This is a genomic window from Pigmentiphaga sp. GD03639 (genome assembly GCF_029845405.1).
In the GTDB taxonomy this organism is placed as follows: domain Bacteria; phylum Pseudomonadota; class Gammaproteobacteria; order Burkholderiales; family Burkholderiaceae_B; genus Pigmentiphaga; species Pigmentiphaga daeguensis.
The window spans coordinates 29,698-47,385 of record NZ_JAOCLR010000002.1 but is presented as its reverse complement, the minus strand read 5'-3'; the positions used below and the strand labels follow the sequence as shown (position 1 = coordinate 47,385).

Annotated in this window: 17 protein-coding genes; 6 read left to right on the top strand and 11 right to left on the bottom strand. The window is 68.5% G+C overall.

The window, feature by feature from the left end:
* Positions 1 to 66 precede the first annotated feature (66 nt).
* The 5 genes from N5K27_RS02125 to N5K27_RS02105 all read right to left on the bottom strand — a co-directional run bounded on the left by N5K27_RS02125 (position 67) and on the right by N5K27_RS02105 (position 4,275).
* Positions 67 to 930 (bottom strand): isocitrate lyase/phosphoenolpyruvate mutase family protein, encoded by an 864-nt coding sequence (locus tag N5K27_RS02125; RefSeq protein WP_132979790.1) that lies wholly within the window; start codon positions 928 to 930, stop codon positions 67 to 69.
* Positions 931 to 943: 13 nt separating this feature from the next.
* A complete protein-coding gene (locus N5K27_RS02120) occupies positions 944 to 1,564 on the bottom strand; it encodes an isochorismatase family cysteine hydrolase (protein ID WP_087838445.1) in 621 nt (206 codons plus the stop codon).
* Complete coding sequence (locus N5K27_RS02115; RefSeq protein WP_279814371.1) at positions 1,561 to 2,091, bottom strand: 3-isopropylmalate dehydratase; 531 nt, start codon at positions 2,089 to 2,091, stop codon at positions 1,561 to 1,563. The genes N5K27_RS02120 and N5K27_RS02115 overlap by 4 nt, the downstream gene beginning before the upstream one ends.
* Positions 2,088 to 3,365, bottom strand: a complete 1,278-nt coding sequence (locus tag N5K27_RS02110; RefSeq protein ID WP_132979788.1) for a 3-isopropylmalate dehydratase large subunit — start codon at positions 3,363 to 3,365, stop codon at positions 2,088 to 2,090. Before N5K27_RS02110 ends, N5K27_RS02115 begins: the two co-directional genes overlap by 4 nt.
* Before the next feature lie 124 nt (positions 3,366 to 3,489).
* Complete coding sequence (locus N5K27_RS02105; protein ID WP_087838448.1) at positions 3,490 to 4,275, bottom strand: GntR family transcriptional regulator; 786 nt, start codon at positions 4,273 to 4,275, stop codon at positions 3,490 to 3,492.
* A 110-nt stretch (positions 4,276 to 4,385) separates the two neighbouring features.
* Here N5K27_RS02105 and N5K27_RS02100 point away from each other — a divergent pair, with 110 nt between their 5' ends.
* Together N5K27_RS02100 and N5K27_RS02095 are read left to right on the top strand one after the other, a co-directional pair.
* A complete protein-coding gene (locus N5K27_RS02100; protein ID WP_087838449.1) occupies positions 4,386 to 5,396 on the top strand; it encodes a tripartite tricarboxylate transporter substrate binding protein in 1,011 nt (336 codons plus the stop codon).
* A 7-nt stretch (positions 5,397 to 5,403) separates the two neighbouring features.
* The gene (locus N5K27_RS02095; protein WP_087838450.1) at positions 5,404 to 6,162 is read left to right on the top strand and encodes an aspartate/glutamate racemase family protein; all 759 of its coding nucleotides are present in this window, start codon (positions 5,404 to 5,406) and stop codon (positions 6,160 to 6,162) included.
* Between the two features lie 123 nt (positions 6,163 to 6,285).
* Here N5K27_RS02095 and N5K27_RS02090 read toward each other — a convergent pair whose 3' ends face one another.
* Together N5K27_RS02090 and N5K27_RS02085 are read right to left on the bottom strand one after the other, a co-directional pair.
* Positions 6,286 to 7,785: an aldehyde dehydrogenase gene (locus tag N5K27_RS02090; protein ID WP_087838452.1), complete on the bottom strand. Its 1,500-nt coding sequence runs from the start codon at positions 7,783 to 7,785 to the stop codon at positions 6,286 to 6,288.
* A gap of 11 nt (positions 7,786 to 7,796) precedes the next feature.
* Positions 7,797 to 9,005, bottom strand: a complete 1,209-nt coding sequence (locus tag N5K27_RS02085) for an FAD-dependent monooxygenase (RefSeq protein ID WP_217896300.1) — start codon at positions 9,003 to 9,005, stop codon at positions 7,797 to 7,799.
* A 244-nt stretch (positions 9,006 to 9,249) separates the two neighbouring features.
* Here N5K27_RS02085 and sigJ point away from each other — a divergent pair, with 244 nt between their 5' ends.
* Together sigJ and N5K27_RS02075 are read left to right on the top strand one after the other, a co-directional pair.
* The gene (gene sigJ / locus N5K27_RS02080; protein ID WP_087838453.1) at positions 9,250 to 10,134 is read left to right on the top strand and encodes an RNA polymerase sigma factor SigJ; all 885 of its coding nucleotides are present in this window, start codon (positions 9,250 to 9,252) and stop codon (positions 10,132 to 10,134) included.
* A gap of 98 nt (positions 10,135 to 10,232) precedes the next feature.
* Positions 10,233 to 10,715, top strand: a complete 483-nt coding sequence (locus N5K27_RS02075) for an LEA type 2 family protein (protein ID WP_087838502.1) — start codon at positions 10,233 to 10,235, stop codon at positions 10,713 to 10,715.
* A 10-nt stretch (positions 10,716 to 10,725) separates the two neighbouring features.
* On the opposite strand, the gene N5K27_RS02070 is transcribed toward N5K27_RS02075, so the two are convergent.
* Positions 10,726 to 11,370 (bottom strand): TetR/AcrR family transcriptional regulator, encoded by a 645-nt coding sequence (locus tag N5K27_RS02070; RefSeq protein WP_087838454.1) that lies wholly within the window; start codon positions 11,368 to 11,370, stop codon positions 10,726 to 10,728.
* Between the two features lie 100 nt (positions 11,371 to 11,470).
* Between N5K27_RS02070 and N5K27_RS02065 the strand changes: the two genes are divergently transcribed.
* Positions 11,471 to 11,893, top strand: coding sequence for a VOC family protein (locus N5K27_RS02065; RefSeq protein ID WP_087838455.1), 423 nt, complete (start codon positions 11,471 to 11,473; stop codon positions 11,891 to 11,893).
* Positions 11,894 to 11,904: 11 nt separating this feature from the next.
* On the opposite strand, the gene N5K27_RS02060 is transcribed toward N5K27_RS02065, so the two are convergent.
* Positions 11,905 to 14,409 (bottom strand): membrane-bound PQQ-dependent dehydrogenase, glucose/quinate/shikimate family, encoded by a 2,505-nt coding sequence (locus tag N5K27_RS02060; RefSeq protein WP_279814354.1) that lies wholly within the window; start codon positions 14,407 to 14,409, stop codon positions 11,905 to 11,907.
* A gap of 170 nt (positions 14,410 to 14,579) precedes the next feature.
* On the opposite strand from N5K27_RS02060, the gene N5K27_RS02055 reads away from it, so the two are divergent.
* On the top strand, positions 14,580 to 15,617 hold the full coding sequence (locus N5K27_RS02055) for a DUF5924 family protein (RefSeq protein ID WP_217896301.1): 1,038 nt from the start codon (positions 14,580 to 14,582) through the stop codon (positions 15,615 to 15,617).
* Between the two features lies 1 nt (position 15,618).
* Here N5K27_RS02055 and N5K27_RS02050 read toward each other — a convergent pair whose 3' ends face one another.
* Positions 15,619 to 16,548 (bottom strand): DUF808 domain-containing protein, encoded by a 930-nt coding sequence (locus N5K27_RS02050; protein ID WP_279814761.1) that lies wholly within the window; start codon positions 16,546 to 16,548, stop codon positions 15,619 to 15,621.
* 77 nt (positions 16,549 to 16,625) lie between these two features.
* Positions 16,626 to 17,654, bottom strand: a complete 1,029-nt coding sequence (locus N5K27_RS02045) for a porin (RefSeq protein ID WP_176400705.1) — start codon at positions 17,652 to 17,654, stop codon at positions 16,626 to 16,628.
* Between the last annotated feature and the right edge of the window lie 34 nt (positions 17,655 to 17,688).

The window sequence follows — 17,688 nt, the reverse complement described above, 5'->3', positions numbered from 1 at the left end:
ACGAAACTGCGGAAGCGCCGTGGATCAGCAAGGAACGTACCCACATGGCAGGGCACCTTGTCGAGCTCAGGCGGAATACGAGCTTCCCAGCCGCATCAATTCCGGCGTGCCGATCAGCGCGTTCAGCTCGTCGAAATCCAACATGCGGTCGCGCCAGGGAGCCGTCGTGCCGTGCTCGCGCAGGCTGCCGTAGTAGCCCTGCAGCACGTGGGCGACCGCGCGCGCGGTGCCGCCCGGGAAGATCGCGATGCCGAAGCCGTGCCGCTCGAGTTCCGCCGCGCTCTGGATAGGGGTCTTGCCGCCCTCCACCATGTTGGCCAGCAGCGGCGCCCGGCCTTTGAAGCGGCGGCAGGCCGTGTCCATCTGCTCCGGAGTCCTCAGGGCCTCGATGAACAGCGCGTCCACGCCGGTCTCCAGGTATCGTTCGACCCGGTCCAGGGCCGCCTCCAGTCCTTCGACGGCGACCGCATCGGTACGCGCCAGGATCAGGGTGGACGAGGAGTCCCGCGCATCCAGCGCGGCCTTGAGCTTGCCGGCCATCTCGGCGACCGGCACCACGGACTTGCCGTCCAGGTGGCCACAGCGCTTGGGAAAGGTCTGGTCCTCGAGCTGTATCATCGCGGCGCCGGCGCGCTCCAGTCCGCGCACCGTGCGCATCGCGTTCAGCGCGTTGCCGAACCCGGTATCGGCGTCGACGATCACGGGCAGCGACACCCGCTCGGTGATGCGCGCCAGGGTATCGGCGACTTCGGTGTAGGTGGTCAGGCCGACGTCCGAACGCCCCAGGCGGGTATAGGCGATGGATGCGCCCGACAGGTACAGGGCCTCGAAGCCGGCCTGCTCGGCGATCAGGGCGCTGAAGGCATCGTAGACGCCCGGGGCGAGCACGATGCCGGGACGGGCCAGGCGGCCGCGCAAATCATGGGACATGGCGGGCTCTCCTTCAGGCGGCCAGGCCGCGCTCGAAGCTGCGGCAGTCGGTTACGTCGGCGATGCCCGCCATGTCGGCCAGCGCCGTGGCATGCACTTCCTCGCGGAAGGCGGCGCAGCCGTCCGCCAGCACGGCGACATGGTATTCGCGCATGTGGGCGTCGCGGACCGTGCTGGCCACGCCGCCGTTGGTCACGATGCCGCACACCGCGACCGTATCGATGCCGGCATGGCGCAGCACCCAGTCCAGCTGCGTGTTGAAGAAGGCGGAGTACGCCACCTTGCAGACCGACACGTCGACCAGGCCGTCCAGCTCGGCCACATTGGCTTGCCCACGGCTGCCGGGCGCGAAATCGCCCTTGCGCAGGAACGGCCGGAGCGCCGCCAGGTGCGGGGCGATCATCGGTTCGCCCCGGCCGTCCGGCCACAGCGTGAACTGGCTGGCAACCACCATGCCGCCGGCCGCTTTCAGGGCCCGCGCCGCTGCCGCCACGCGCGGCGGCAGCGCGGCCGCGGCGGCGCTGACGGCCCCGCCCCGCGCGTAGGCGCCGTCGGGCGCGAGGAAGTCGTTCTGCAGGTCGACGATCAGCAGCGCGGTGCGCGCCGGGTCGGCGGGAAAGGATGCGTTGGTCATGACGGTCGATGTCCGGTGGAAGAAGTGGAGGGACCATTCCCGGCCAGACGCTTGCGCAGCTGGTTCAGCAGTCCGCCGCTGCGGGCCATGTCTACCAGGAAATCCGGAATGACCTCGCACTCGAGCACCCTGCCGTCCCGCTTCACCACTTGCGGCGTCGCGCGAAACCGGATCTCGATCCGCTCGGCCTCGTCCAGCGACTCCGCCTGCGGGCAGGTCAGCAGCATCAGCCCGACGTTGAAGGCGTTGCGGAAGAACAGCCCGCCATAGGACGGCGCGATCACCGCCGCCACGCCCAGGCGTACCAGCGCCGCCGCCGCTTGTTCGCGCGAGGATCCGATGCCGAAACCCGGTCCCGCCGCCACGACGTCGCCCGGCCGCACCGTGGCGGCGAACTCGGGCCGGACCGACTCCAGGCAGTGCGTGGCGATGACATCGATGCCGTGCTTCATGACGTAGCCGGGCGCCAGCAGGTCGGTGTCGATGTCCGGCCCCAGCTTCCAGACGCGGTGCGTGGTCCCGCTCATGCCAGTACCTCCCGGGGATCGCTGATGACGCCGCGCAATGCCGAGGCGGCCACGGTATAGGGCGACCCCAGGTACACCTGGGCGGTGGGCGAGCCCATGCGCCCCTTGAAGTTGCGCGCGGTGGTCGAGATGACCGTGACGTCGTCGCCCATGGGACTGCCATAGCCCGAGCAGGCGCCGCAGGATGTGGGAAAGAGTTCCGCGCCGGCATCCATCAGGACCTGCAGCACGCCTTCGTCGCGCGCGGCATCCTGGTCGCGCAGGCTGGCCGGGGCGACGATCAGCCGCACGCCCGGCGCGACGCGGTGTCCCTTGAGCACCGATGCGGCGGCGCGCAGGTCATCGAGCTTGGCACCCGTGCAGGCGCCGACATAGGCGACGTGGACCGGAACGCCGTGATAATCGTCCACCGGCCGCGAATTCGCGGGGCTGTGCGGCGCGGCCACCATGGGCGACAGCGCGCTGGCATCGAAGTCGTAGCGGGTGCAGGCGGCCCCTTCGTCCGTATGCCATTCCCCCAGGTCGGGCACCCTGGCGCCGATGGCGGACAGCCATTCGGCCGTGATCTCGTCGGGTGCGATCAGGCCGGCCTGGGCGCCCAGCTCGGCGCTCATGTTCGACAGCGTCATGCGTTCCTGCATGCCGAGCGCCCGTACCGCCGGCCCGCAGAACTCCACGGCCTGGTAGGCGCCGCCGTTCATGCCGAAGCGGCCCAGCATGTGCAGCATCATGTCCTTGGCGGTGACGCCCCCGGACAGGGCGCCGGACCAGTGCATGCGCAGGGTGTCCGGCACGCGCAGCCAGATCTCGCCCGTCACGACCACGCCCAGCATCTCGGTCGAGCCTATGCCGAACATGTAGGCGCCGAACGCGCCGCCCGTCGGCGAATGCGAATCCCCGCCCACGCAGAACATGCCGGGCAGGATATGGCCGCCCTGCGGCACCACGACGTGGCAGATGCCCTGGCTGTCGTAGACGTGGGGCAGATCCTGCTCGCGAGCCCATTCGCGCGCGATGCGGACGATCCTGCGGGAATCCTCGTCGCGCTCGGGCACGTAGTGGTCCATCACCAGCACCACGCGCGACTTGTCCCAGATGCCCGCGCCCAGCTCTTCCAGCATGGGCTTGAGGCGCCTCGGTCCCGAAGAATCATGGAACATCGCGAGATCGACCTTGCAGGTCACGATCTCGCCCACGCGCACGCTGGCGCGCCCCGACGCGCGCGCGATCAGCTTCTGCGCCAGCGTCCGGCCTTCATCCGGCGATGTAATCAAGCTGTCACCCGATATCCTCGAAGGTCCCGGCCGGGCCCTTCCAATCTATTGTCCTAACAATAGTACATTTGATTCGGGTTCTTGTGTTCTTATTTGTGGCGCGCCGGATACCCGGCGCGGCGCCTCAGCGCATGTAGGCGTTGAAATCCTTGCTGACCCAGACCTTGGCGTCGATGTCGCCCACCCGCGACAGCTCCATCTCGTACTCGTAGCGGTCGGGGCAGTACAGGCCCTGCAGCCAGAGCACGGGCCGATCGTTCACGTCGTAGACCACCCGGCTGACCGACAGCAGGGCCGATCCCAGCGGCATGCCGAGCAGGCCCGCGACGGTGGCATCGGCCTGGCGCGCGGAAATGCTTTGCCGGGCCCGGCCGATCTCCACGCCCGACTCCTCGATCAGCACCAGCATGGCCTTGCGGCCCAGTTGCCGGCGGCCGAGGTTGCCCGCGAACTCGCGCGGCACCCAGGTGGTGATGCAGGAGACGGGGCCCGCCTTGGTGCTGCGCACGCGCACCGCCCGCAGCACCTGCGCACGCGGTTCGATCTGCAGCATCTGCGCCACCGGCTCGGTGGCGGACACGTATTCGTGCTCGATGACCTTGACCGTGGTGTCCAGGCTGGCGGCGATGATGTTGTCCAGCAGCCCCGCCATCCGGTGGGTGGACGAGGCTTGCTGCCCCGCCTGGCCCGGAGGCTGCAAACGCCGCGTCCCCCGGCCGGCCGATCGCTCGATCAATCCTTCCTGGGTCAGGTTCTCCAGGGCCTTGCGAACGGTCGCCCGCGAGACGCCGAACTCTTCCATCAGTTCCAGCTCGCCGGGCACGCGCTGGTCGTACAGGCCATCGCGCAGCCTTTCTTTCAACACCAGGTATACGCTGTGGTACTTCGGCAGGGGCAAGGTTTGCTGCATAGACTGGGGTTCTGTCTTATTGTCTGTCCAATAGAACAATTTAGCTTGACTCGATAGCGAAACCTGGCGGAATATCCACATGCGTTGTCCATATTCTTTCAGGTCCTGCCATGCGCCATCATAGTACAGGGGAACACCGCGCCCACCCCCGCGCGCTGAATATCTGCCGCCGTGCATTTCTGGCCCTGGGCCTGGCCGCGGCTTCGATCACGGTCCACGCGCAAACCTATCCGGACCGCCCCATCAAGCTGATCGTGCCATTCAGCCCGGGCGGCTCGACCGACGTCATCGGCCGCCTCGTCGCCAGCGCGCTGGCCGAACAGGTCGGCCAGTCCGTCATCGTCGACAACAAGGGCGGCGCCGGCTCCATCCTCGGGACCGACCTCGGCGCCAAGGCGCCGGCCGACGGCTACACGCTGGTCATCACCAACGGCGCGGCCATCACCACCGGGCCGCTGCTCGGCCAGAAGATTCCCTACGATCCGTTCCGCGACTTCACGCACATCATGCTGCTGGGGACCTTTCCCAATGGCCTCATCGTGCGCACCAGTCACCCGGCGAAGAACTTCAAGGAATTCGTCGAGCTGGCCCGCCAGGCCGGCGGCAAGTACAACTACGGTTCGGCGGGCGTAGGCTCGGCCGGCTTCCTGACCGGCGAAATGCTGAAGCAGAAGGCCCGCCTGGACATGACCCACGTACCCTACAAGGGCACCGGGCCCGCCATGAACGACCTGCTGGGCGGACAGCTCGACGCCATCTTCAACAACATGTCGGTCGCCTCGACCCAGGCCAAGGCGGGCAACGTGCGCATCCTGGCCGTCAGCGGCCCCAAGCGCGTCGCCGCCTTCCCGGACGTGCCCACCATGGACGAAATCGTGCCGGGCACGGTGGGCGAGGCCTGGTTCGGCGTCTCGGCGCCCGCCGGCACGCCAGCCGCGGTCGTCGACCGGCTGCAGGCCGCGCTGGGCAAGGTCATGGCCAACGCCGACATCCGCGCCAAGCTGTCGGACTTGGGACTTACCCCCGTCGGCGCGCCGCAGGCCGAGTTCGTGAAATTCCTGCACGACGAAGACCGCAAGTGGGCGCCCATCATCAAGGCCGCCAACATCAAGCTGGATTGATGCCCGCATGGCCGTCGAATACGCACCCCGGGGGCTCATCGGCCTGCTGACCCCGCAGGCCAACACCACGGTCGAGCCCGAATACTTCATCCTGCTGCCGGCCGGCTACGCCCACATCAATGCCCGGTTGATGAGCGACAAGTCCACGATCGAGGCGCGGCTGGTCGACTACGTGGACAGGCTGGACACCGCCTGCGACCAGTTCGCCAACGCGCCCATCAAGGCAGTCGCGGTGGGCTGCACCGGCGCCTCCTACCTGGTGGGCCGCGAACGCGAGGAACGGGTACTGGCAGGCATCGAGCGCGAGCGCGGCGTCCCGGCCTTCACGGCGGCCACCGCGGTGGTCGCTTCATTGAAGCAATTGGGCGCCCGCCGGATCGCGCTGGCCTCGCCCTACCCCGCCGGGCTGACCGCCGCCAGCAAGGCCTATTGGGAATCCCAGGGGTTCACGGTCGTGCGCGTGGCGTCGGCCGCCATGGACCACACGCAGTTCCATCCCATCTATTCGATGAAAGCGGACACCGCCGGCGCGCTGCTCGATGACCTGGCCCGCGACGACACCGACGCCATCCTGATGCTGGGCACGGGCATGCCCACCCTGACCCCGCTGCTGGCGGCGAACGCCCGGTCACGCGTGCCGGTGCTGTCGTGCATGCTGTGTCTGGCCTGGATGGGCGTCTCGGCCGTGGATGGCCAGCCCGCGCCGCTGGAACCCTGGCTGCGTGGCGACCACTGGCGCGAGCGCCTCGCGCGGCAACAGCCCTGAACCACCACGAAACGGCGCTTCCACCGGAAAGCGCCGTTTTTTCATCGCCGGGCCGCCCCAAGATGAAAAACACCCCCTTGGGGGGCAGCGCCGCCGCGAAGCGGCAAGCGTGGGGGCCATTTTTCATGTCCCCAGGCGTGGGATGGACGGCGGCACCGTGGGCAGCATGACCGTCTTCTCGAAGGTATAGAACTTCATGCTGGACTCGCCGCCCTCCCGGCCGTAGCCCGATGCCTTGATGCCGCCGAAGGGCGCGCGTAGGTCACGCGTCATGGGCGTGTTGACCCACACCATGCCGGCCCGGATCTCCGACAGCGCGCGCATCACCGTGGGCTGGTGGTCGCTCCATACATACGACACCAGGCCGAACTCGCTGTCGTTCGCGATGGCGTAGGCCTCGTCCTGCGTATCGAACGGGACGATGGTCGCGAAGGGTCCGAAGATCTCCTCGCGGCAGACACGCGCCGTGTTGTCCCGCGCCAATACCGCCGTCGGCTGGAAATAGAAGCCCGGTTCCAGTTCCTCGACCGTCGCGCCGCCGCACAGCAGCTGCGCGCCATCGGCGCGGGCGATGTCCACGTAGCCGGCCACTCGTTGCCGGTGCGCCTGGAACGCCAGCGGCCCGATCTCGGTGGCCGGGTCCAGCGGGCTGCCTATGCGCAGCCGGCGGGCGCGCTGCGCGAAGGCGTCGACGAAGCGGTCCAGCACCGCCCGCTGTACCAGGATGCGCGAACCGGCCAGGCACTGCTGGCCGTTGTTCGAGAAAATGCCGACCAGCGCGCCGTCCAACGCGCGGTCCAGGTCGGCCGATTCGAAGACGATGTTGGCCGACTTGCCGCCCAGTTCCAGCGACAGGGGCTTGAGCCCTTCGCCGGCGCTGGCCGAGATCCGCCGTGCCGTCTGCGTGCCGCCCGTGAACGACACCAGGTCCACCTGCGGATGCGCCACCAGGGCTTCGCCCGTGACGCCGCCCCGGCCGTTGACCAGGTTGACGACGCCCGGCGGCACGCCTGCTTCCACCAGCAGTTCCATGAAGCGCGCGACCGCCAGCGGCGTGACCTCGGACGGCTTGCAGACGCAGCTGTTGCCGAACGCGATGGCGCCGGCGATCTTCATCGACGTCAGGGCCAGCGGCGCGTTCCACGGGCCGATCAGCGCCGCCACGCCCACCGGCTCGCGCAGCACCAGCGTCAGGTACCCGTCCGTCTGGCCGTGCAGCTTCTCGGCATGCTGGCCCAGGAACTCCGCGAAAAAGCGGAAGTTGTAGGCGGTACGGGGAATCTGGCCCTTTTGCAGGTGGCGCATGGGAATGCCGGAGTTCATGCACTCCAGGTAGGCCAGTTCGTCGCGATGCAGGTCGACCAGGTCGGCCACCCTGCGCATCACGGCCTGCCGGGCCTCGACCGGCAGCCTGCGCCAGCGCCCGTCCTCGAAAGCGGCCCGGGCGGACCGCACCGCCGCATCGACCTCGTCCGCCGGCGCCTCGACCAGGGTCGAGATGCGCCGCGCGTCGCCGGGGAAGATCACCGGCAGCTCGTATCCGGCCGAACGCGTGCAGCGGCCGTCGATGAAACTCGTTACTTGCTCGCGGATGGGGAATTCGGCCGGCGCGGGTTGCTTCATGTCGTTCCGTGCTATTCGATCGCGGCCGCTTCGCGCAGGCTCAGGATCATCGAGGTTTCGAGCAGGTACTCGCGGGCCAGGCGCGGATCGTCCGCCTTGCGCTTCAAGTCCTCCAGCGTCGCGCGGCGTTGCGCCTCCCCGCGCTCCTGCATGCGGGCGCGGTTACGGCCGGACTGCTGCAATACGTGCTTGATCGCGATCGGGCGGCGCTGGCGCTCGTATTGCCCCAGCAGCGCATCGCTTTCGCCCGCATAGATGCGGCGCAGCTTGTCGGTAAGGTTGAAGGCGTCGTGGATGCCGCCGTTCATGCCCATGCCGCCGCTGGGGCTGTTGATGTGGGCGGCGTCGCCGGCCAGCACGATGCGGCCGTTGACATAGGTGTTCACGACCCGCTGGTGGATGCGGTAGGGCCGGATCTCCATCACCTCGTAGGCCTGTTCGCGCGGCAGGACGTGTTGCAGTTTCTTCTGGATGGACTCGGGCTGGAGGGCGTCGTCGATCGACTCGCCTTCCCACGGGTACAGGCTGACCCGCCAGAGGCCGGGAAGCCGCAGCAGGCTGAAGGTGCCGGTCGAGGCCCAGCAATAGTTGATGTAGGACAGCGTGGGAATGTGCTCGTGGAACGGAAAGCGGGTGGTGGCCAGCACCGTGGTCTCGGGAAAGGTCAGTCCTTCGAAGCTCAGGTCCAGCGCGGCCCGCACCATGCTGCGGGCGCCGTCGGCCGCGATCAGGTAGCGCCCCGTCAGTTCCTGCCGCTCGCCGCCGGGCCGCTCCACCGTGACGCGCACCGAGTCCGCGTCCTGCGACACCTCCACGCACGGGTGTCCCATCAGCACCCGCACCGCCGGCAGCTTTTCCCGGATGTGGGCCAGCAGCAGCTCGGACAGTTTCCATTGTTCGGTCTGCAGGCGATAGGGATGCGGGGTCTCGTCCTTGAGCACCGACAGGTCGAATTCGGCGAATTCGCTCGTCTCGTGCATGCGCACCTGCCAGGTGGGGGCGACCAGCCCGGCTTCGATCAACCCGGGCGTGATACCGTACTCGTCCAGCATCTCCAGCGTCGGGGGGTGGAAGGTCGAGGCCTTCAAGGCGCGCGACACCTGTTCCTCGGCTTCCACGACCACGACCGGAATGCCGTAATGGCCCAGCCGCATCGCCGCGACCAGGCCCACGGGGCCGCCGCCTACAATAATGACCTGCTCGGGGGTCCCGGTGCTCACACGCTACCTCGTTTCGGTTATCGACGCTTTTCGAGCCATTTCACATTTATTCTATTGACCTGTCAATAGGACAATTAAACCATCCGATCCGGCGTTCGGGACGGTGTCGCACGGGACGTCACAAACCGGCGGGCTCGTTCGTCACAAGGAGATCGCGGCGCCGACCAGCGCGATCGCGGCGATATCAACCTCTGGAGCCGGCTCCAGGTATCGATGCACTGATGGGTCCGCTCGGGAATGAATCATGGACATGATGACGGGTGATGGGACGGAGATCTTCGAAGCACGGCGGCGGTTCCTGTTCGGGCTGGCCTACCGCATGCTGGGCACGCGGGCGGATGCCGAGGATGCCGTGCAGGAGACCTTCATCAAGTGGATGCACGCGGATCGCGGCGCGATCGCGAATCCCGCGGCGTGGCTGACCAGCATCTGCACCAACCTGTGCGTGGACATGCTGCGCGCGGCGCACCGGACGCGGGTGGACTACGTGGGTTCGTGGCTGCCCGAGCCCATCCATACCCGCGAGGACGACACGCCGGAGTCGCGGCTGGAACTGGCCTCGTCGCTGACCACGGCCTTCCTGCTGGTGCTGGAGCGGCTCACGCCCAAGGAGCGCGCCGCGTACCTGCTGCACGAGATCTTCGACACCCCCTATCCGGACATCGCGGCCACGCTGGGCATGCAGGAAAGCGCCTGCCGCAAGCTGGTCTCGCGGGCGCGCGAGGCGGTCGAGTCCAGCAAGGTCCGCCACGCCACGCCGGCCGAACGCCAGGAGCAGTTGCTGTCGGCCTTCCAGGACGCCATCAATGGCCATGGCACGGGGCCGCTGGCTGCCCTGCTGTCGGACGATGTCCGCTTCTCGTCGGACGGCGGCGGCAAGGCCATCACGCTGCAGCAGGAACTGATGGGCAAGATGTCGGTGATGCGCTTCGTCGAACGCGGCCTGATACGGTTCTGGCGGGGCATGGACTGGATCGTGGCCGACATCAGCGGCGCCAGGGGCGTGCTGCTGCGCGAGAACGGCGTAATCATCGGCGCGTTGACCTTCGCCTACGGCGAAAACGGCGCGGTGTCCAATATTTACCTGATGCGCAACCCGGACAAGCTCGCCCGATTCCAGGGCCTGTGAGGCGGCTCTTGCAGGCCTTGCGGCAAGAGGTAACAAGTTTTGCGGACCTCGCGCCACGTTCCTAAGATGAAGGCTGCACAGCTTTCATGGGCACGATCATGCATCTTCCTTCCCCCGGATTTTCGTCGCCGCGCCGGGCCGCCCTGGCCGGCCTGCTGGCGGTGGCGCTGGCCGGCTGCGCCAGCCTGCCCGGCCGCGATCCGCTCAACGTGCAGGTCGCCGGCATCGAACCCCTGGAAGGCCAGGGGCTGGAGATGCGGATGGCGGTCAAGCTGCGGGTCCAGAACCCCAACGACTCCGCGGTGGACTACGACGGCGCCGCGCTGGAACTGGAGTTGAACGGCAAGCGCTTCGCGACGGGCGTCAGCAACGAACGCGGCAGCGTGCCCCGCTTCGGCGAGACCGTGCTGACGGTACCGGTATCGGTGTCCGCGCTCAGCGCCATCCGGCAGGCACTGGGCCTGGCCGATGGCTCCAGCCTGGACAACATTCCCTATGTGGTCCGCGGCAAGCTGTCGGGCGGCATGTTCGGCACGACGCGCTTTTCGGACAAGGGCAGCCTGAGCCTGCCCGGTTACTGAAGCGAGTCTCCTACAACCCCTTCTCCACCATCTCCAGCAGCCGCTGCCCCACCACTTCGACCTGCGCGGGACTGAAGCCGCGCAACGGCCCGTCTATCACCAGCATGGCCAGCCCATGGACGGACGACCACGCGAGGTATTCGGCGGCGTGGCGCCGCTCCGGCGTGAGCAGGCCCGCCGCCGCCATGCGATCCAAGGCGGCGCTGAGCAGCTGGAACGGATCCAGTCCGCCCCGGCCGGCCTTGTCGGCCGGGGGTACGTTCAGCGGCCCGTCGGCCGGGGCGAACGCGGTGCGGAACAGGCCGGGCTCCTTGCTGGCGAAGCTCAGGTAGCCCGTGCCCACCGCGCGCAGGCTGGCGCGGGCGTAGTCGGCGGGCGGGCTGTCGCCGTCCAGCTTGTCGAGCTCGGCTTCCATGGCGGTCGCCAGCGCGGACAGCGCCGCGGCCCGCACCGCCAGCAGCAGGTCTCCCCGGCTGGCGAAATGGCGGTAGGCGGCGTTCGGAACGACGCCGGCGCGGCGGGTGGCTTCGCGCAGCACGATCGCCGACGGGCCGCCCTGGCGGGCGAGCTCGATGCCCGCTTCCAGCAGGGCGCGGCGCAGGTCGCCGTGGCGGTAGGTGCTGCGCGAGGCGGGCGGGGTGACGGCGCTGGTCATGGGAACTCCATGTGGACACTGTACATTATCTCTGATAACTTATGTGTACAGCGTCCACAAACCCATCCCCTTCATCCAGCAGTCAGACGAGGAGACCGTCATGCACATCCAGCCCTATCTGTTCTTCGAAGGCCGGGCCGAGGAAGCGGCCGAGTTCTACGCCAAGGCGCTCGGCGCCCAGGTCACGATGATGCTGCGTTTCAAGGACGGCCCTCCGGCCTCGGGCGACAACGAGAACTGCGCGCCGCCGCCCGGGTCGGAAGACAAGATCATGCACATGTCGCTGCAGATCGGCGATGCCGTCGTGATGGGATCGGACGGCATGTGCAAGGGCCCGGCCGAATTCAAGGGTGTCTCGCTGGCGCTCAGCGTGGCCGACGACGCCGATGCCGAACGCAAGTTCGCGGCCCTGGGCGACGGCGGGACCGTGATCGCGCCGATGACGCCCACCTTCTTCTCGTCGCGCTTCGGCATGGTGACGGACCGCTTCGGCGTGACCTGGATGGTACAGGTCGCGCCCTGAGGCCGGCCCCGCTACCTCCCGTCTCCGGGCAAGGCGTAGGCGATCACGTAGTCTCCCGCCTTGGTGCCCAGTGAACCGTGGCCGCCGGCCACCACCAGCAGGTACTGGCGGCCGTCGGCACCCGCGTAGGTCATGGGCGTGGCCTGGCCGCCCGCAGGCAGGCGGGCCTCCCACAGTTGCCTGCCGTCGCGCACGTCATAGGCGCGCACGTAGTTGTCCAGCGTTCCCGACAGGAAGGCCACGCCTCCTGCCGTCATGATGGGACCGCCCAGGTTGGGCACGCCCATCCGGAAAGGCAACGGCAAGGGCGAGCTGTCGCGCACGGTGCCGTTCTTGTGTCGCCAGACGATTTCACCGGTACGCAGGTCGGCTCCGGCCACGTAACCCCAGGGCGGCGCCTGGCACGGCAGGCCCAGCGGCGACGTGAAGGCGCTCAGCTTGACGGCGAACGGCGCGCCGAAGTTCTCGTTCAGGGCAGGCAGGCTGTCATTGGGCCGCTCCGAGCCCTGCACGTACAGGCTCTTGTCGTTCTTGCGCGGGACCAGTTGCGAGACGAACGCAAGATAGGTGGGTGTCGTGAAGGCGATCTGGCGCCGCGGATCGACGGCGATCCCGCCCCAGTTGAAGACGCCGAAGTTGCCCGGATAGATCAGCGAGCCCTGCGTGGACGGCGGCGTGTACCGGCCCTCGTAGCGCAGTTGATGGAACCTGATGCGGCAGGCGAGCTGGTCGAACATCGTCGCCCCCCACATGCTGGCGCCGGTCAAGGGCGGCGGGTCGTAGGACAGCGCCGATACCGGTTGCGTGGGCGCGGCCCGGTCTCCCCGCGCGGCGCCCTGGGGCGCCAGCTTCTCGGTAACGGGCAGCAGCGGACGCCCCGTGCGGCGGTCCAGCACGTAGAGTTCGCCCTGCTTGGTCGGCTGGACCAGGGCCGGGACGGTCGCGCCCCCCATCGTCAGGTCGATGAGCGTGGGCTGCGCCGGCACGTCGTAGTCCCACAAGTCGTGGTGCACGGTCTGGAACGACCAGCGCACGCGCCCCGTCTCCAGGTCCAGCGCCACCACCGACGACGAGAATTTCTCCGCGCCCTCGCTGCGGTTGCCGCCCCATTGGTCGGGCGGCTGGTTGCCCAGCGGCACGTAGACCATGCCCAGCTCCTCGTCCACGCTGGAGATGGACCAGCTGTTGGGAGAATTGGCCGTATAGGTACGCCCTTCGGCAATGGGCTCGGTGTCCTCGGGGTTGCCCGAATCCCAGTTCCACACGAGCCGGCCCGTGCGTATGTCGAATGCGCGGATCACGCCCGAGGCCTCGTTCACCGAGACGTTGTCCAGCACCGTGCCGCCCACGATGATGAGTCCGCGCGCGACCACCACGGGCGAGGTGGAGTAATAGGAGCCCGGGCGGACGTTGGGCATGTTGCGCCACAGGTCGATCTGCCCGGTGCCGCCGCCGAAGTCGGTGCAGACGCCGCCGCTGTCGGGATCGAGCGCGATGACGCGGCCGTCCGCCGTCGGCATGAACAATTTGGCCGGACAGCGGGCGGAGGTCCTGCCATCGTTCGCGGCCACCGGTTGGCCGGCGGTGGGAGCCGGTCCGTTCGCCGGCGCCGGCGCCGGGGGCGAGGGCGCGGCGGCGGCCGGAGCGGAATCCGGCTGCGCGGCATCGCCGGGATAGTAGGACAGGCCCCGGCAGGTCAGGTGTTGCAGCGCCAGCCTGTCCTGCACGTGCGGGTCGTATCGCCACAGTTCGCGACCGGTGGTCGCGTCCAGCGCGATAACCGACTGGTGAGGCGTGCAAAGGAAGAGCCGATTGCCGATCTTGAGCGGCGTGGCCTGGAAGGTCGTCTCCTCGGGATCGCCTTCCCTGCCCCGGACGTCGCCGGTGCGGAATACCCAGGCCTGCTCCAGGCGCCCGACGTTGGCGGGCGTGATCTGCCCCAGCGCGGAATAGCGCTGCCCGCGGCCGGTTCCGCCATAGGCGGTCCATTCCTCGCCCGCCACCGGTCCCGGCGCGGCGGCGGGCGCTTCTTCCGTGAAGCTGCCGCGCAATTGATGCAGGTCGACGAACCAGGAGACGACGCCGACCGCCAGAAACGCCCCCAGCGCCACCGCCAGCCCCGCGCGGGCACGCAACAGCGGTCCCGACGGCGACAGCAGCGCCCCGGTCTCCAGGCTCGGGGGCTCCAGCCTGCGACGTATCCAGGGCGTCAACAGGAACAGGCCCAGCACGAACAGCACGTCGCCGCGCGCGGCCAACGGCCACCAGTCCAGCCCCGACTCCCACAGCGCCCAGGCCAGCGTGCCCAGCACCAGCGCGGCGTAGAGCCAGATCGCCGACACATGGCCCGCGGCCAGGCGGACCCCGCAGACCGCCATCACGATCCCCGCCACGAGGTAGTACCAGGATCCGTCCAGATAGATCAGCCACGCTCCTCCCACCATCAGCGCAATCCCGAGCAGGACGAGCACGGCGCCGGTGGCGATCAGGAGTCCGTAACGCGGTGGAGCTGGCATGGGAGCCTCCTCGGGGCTGGACAGAGGGGGGCGCGTCAACAAGTTTCATGCCCAGCCGCGCCATGCCGGCCCCGTCCCGCCCGGTGCTAAGATTCACGCACCGGTCTGCTCAAGGCCCGCTTCCCGCAGGTGCGGCGCCCGGCACTTTTTGCATGCCCGGCCGGCCTGTCGTGCCTATCTGGAAAACCATCCCTCTTCGCCTCCTCGCGCTGGCCCAGCGCTACCCCGGCACCATCGCGGCCTTCGGCTTCGCTTCCGGGGTGGTCAGCTTTTTCACCGTCGAGCGCCACGAGTCCTTTGCCCGCGTCATTGCCGCGGTCATGCTGCTGAGCTGGATCTGGCTGATGCTCGAGCGCGCGCTGCGACGGCGCATCGCACAGCGCTTCGGGTGGACCATACCCATACCGGTGCTGCGCTACGGCACGCAGATGATCCACCAGGAAGGCCTGTTCTTCGTGCTGCCCTTCCTGTACACCGCCACCACCTGGAACAGCGGCCAGGCGCTGTTCACCGGGCTCGTTGGCGCCGCGGCGCTGATAGCGCTGGTCGATCCGCTGTACTTCCGGTGGCTGTCGACCCGCAGGTGGGTGTTCCTGACCTACCACACCTTCACGCTGTTCGTGGTGCTGCTGACCGCGCTGCCACTGGTCCTGCACATCCCGACGGGCAATAGCTACAAGCTGGCGCTGGGCGTGGCGGTGCTGCTGTCCTTCCCCACGCTGGCCGAGCTGGTTTCGCTGGATGCCCGCTGGCGCAGGTGGGCGGTCGTGGGACTGATGCTGGCGCTCGGCTCGGTGGGATGGCTGCTGCGCCTGTGGGTACCGCCCGCCACGCTGTGGCTGACCGAGGTCGCCATCTCGACCAGCATGGACAGCCTCAACATGAAAGCGGGCGAACGCCTGCGCGCCGTGACGCCCGCCCAGATGCGCGATCAGGGCATCTATGCCTATACCGCAATCAATGCCCCGCTGGGCCTGGAGGAACACATCTACCACGTCTGGCTGCACGACGGACGCGAGGTCGACCGCATCGCGCTGGACATCCGCGGCGGCCGCAAGGAAGGCTACCGGGCCTGGACCCACAAGCAGAATTTTCCCGCCGACTCCGGCGGCCGCTGGCAGGTCAAGGTGGTGACGGACACCGGCCAGATGATAGGCACGCTGCGCTTTCGCGTGGAAGGCGACCAGGAACCGGCCGCGGCGCCCTAGCCTACCCCTGCCTGCGCAGCAGCCTGCGGGCCAGTTCGACCACGAGCACGATCGCCGCGCCGGCCAGCACGCCGAACGAGATATTGAGCAGCACGGGCAGCACCGCCGCCGCCACCGCGCCGATCACGGGCAGGCTGGCCGCCCCATGCGCCAGGCGTTCGATGCCACCGTGCACGGCTTCGAGCCCATGCGTCAGGATGGAGCCGCCCACCGCGAACATGGCCACCGTGCCGACGACCGACAGGCCGCGCATCAGGAACGGCGCGGCGCCGACGATGCTCCTTCCCACCGCGCGCGCCACCGCGGACCGCCTCGCCCCCAGATACGCCCCGGCATCGTCCAGCTTCACCACGCCGGCCACGATGCCGTAGACCCCGATCGTCATCAACAGCGCGATGCCCACCAGCACGGCCACCTGCGTGCCGAAGTCCGCCCCGGCCACGGTCCCCAGCGCGATCGCGACGATCTCGGCGGACAGGATGAAATCGGTCCGCACGGCGCCGCGGATCTTGTCCCGCTCGAAGGCCACCATGTCCACGCCGGGGTCCTCCAGGGCCTTGCGCCGTTCGTCGTGCCGGGCCGCCTTGTCATGCCCGGGCAGGAATTTCGCCGCCAGCTTCTCGGCGCCCTCGAAGCACAGGAAGGCGCCGCCCACCATCAGCAGCGGCAGGATCGCCCATGGCGCGAAGGCGCTGATGATCAGCGCCGCCGGCACCAGGATGGCCTTGTTGCGCAGCGAGCCCTTGGCCACGGCCCACACGACCGGCAATTCGCGGTTCACCGACACGCCGGTCACCTGCTGGGCGTTCAGCGCGAGATCGTCGCCCAGCACGCCCGCCGTCTTCTTGGCGGCAACCTTGGTCATCAACGAGATGTCGTCCAGGACCGACGCGATATCGTCGAGCAAGGCGAAAAAGCTGCTTCCTGCCATCATGGCTCCTCGAACGTCGCTGCCATGGTAGAGGCGCCGAGGCGCAACGTCTGTAACGCGTAGCGACAGCGCGGTCTTCAAAAACTGTGGTTCACGCCCATGCCCACGTTGGTCCGGCTGCCGTCGTTGGATGGCCGCCCGTGGCCCACCCCGGCGTAGACCTGCGTGCGCCTGGACAGCGCATACGACACGCCGGCGCTGACATAGTCGGTCGCGCCGCTGCGGCCGTAGCCCTGGAAGTCCCGGCCCACGCCGATCTTGAGCGTGGCCGCGCCGATGCGGTGGGTCGCGGCCAGCATGGCGCTGGTGCGGCGCCGGCGGGCCTCGCCCAGGAACACCTGGCTGGCGGTCGTCAGCTCGGTCAGGCTGGCGGAGGCCATCACCCGCGTCGGGCCCGAGCCGTAGGCCAGCCCGACGAAATAGGTCTTGTCGTTCACGCTGTTGCGTTCGGCGGAAACCAGCAAGGTCGCCGAGCCGTCGTCGTAGTTGATTCCGGCCGCCAGCCCCCGCTTGCTTTCGACCGTGCCGTTGGCATCGGGCACCTTGCTGCGCTCGCCGTTGGCCGCCAGGTGCACCGACCAGCCGCGCGCGACCGGCGAGTCGTAGAACACGCCGTTGTTCGCGCGGTTGTAGTCGCCCGCCGGCCCGTTGCGATAAGGGTCGGTCCGGTACGCCGGATGGTAGATCTGCCAGGCGATGGAAGCCACGCGATCGAAGTTGTACCAGGGGTCGAACTGCCAATCGAGCGCCCACATGGGAGTCATCGCCCGTCCCAGCCGCAGCTGGCCGAAGGGCCCCTTCACGCCCACGGTGGATTCGCCGTAGAACAGGGGCGCGCCGCCGCTGGCCTCCAGGCGGCCGGTGTCGATCTCGAAGCGCGACTGGAGGTGGAACATGGCGGCATAGCCGCTGCCCAGGTCCTCCGAACCCTTGATGCCCCAATAACTGCGCTGGATGTTGCCGATGGAGGTGGCGCCGCGCGCCAGGCGGTAGATGCCGGCGTCGACCACGCCGTACAGGGTGAGGGACGACTGGGCGTGTGCCGCGGTTGCCGGCACCAGCGACGCGGACAGTATGGCCAGCCAGGTGCGATGCGATCTTCTCATGTTCTGGCATGTCTGGAAAAACAAGACCCGGCGC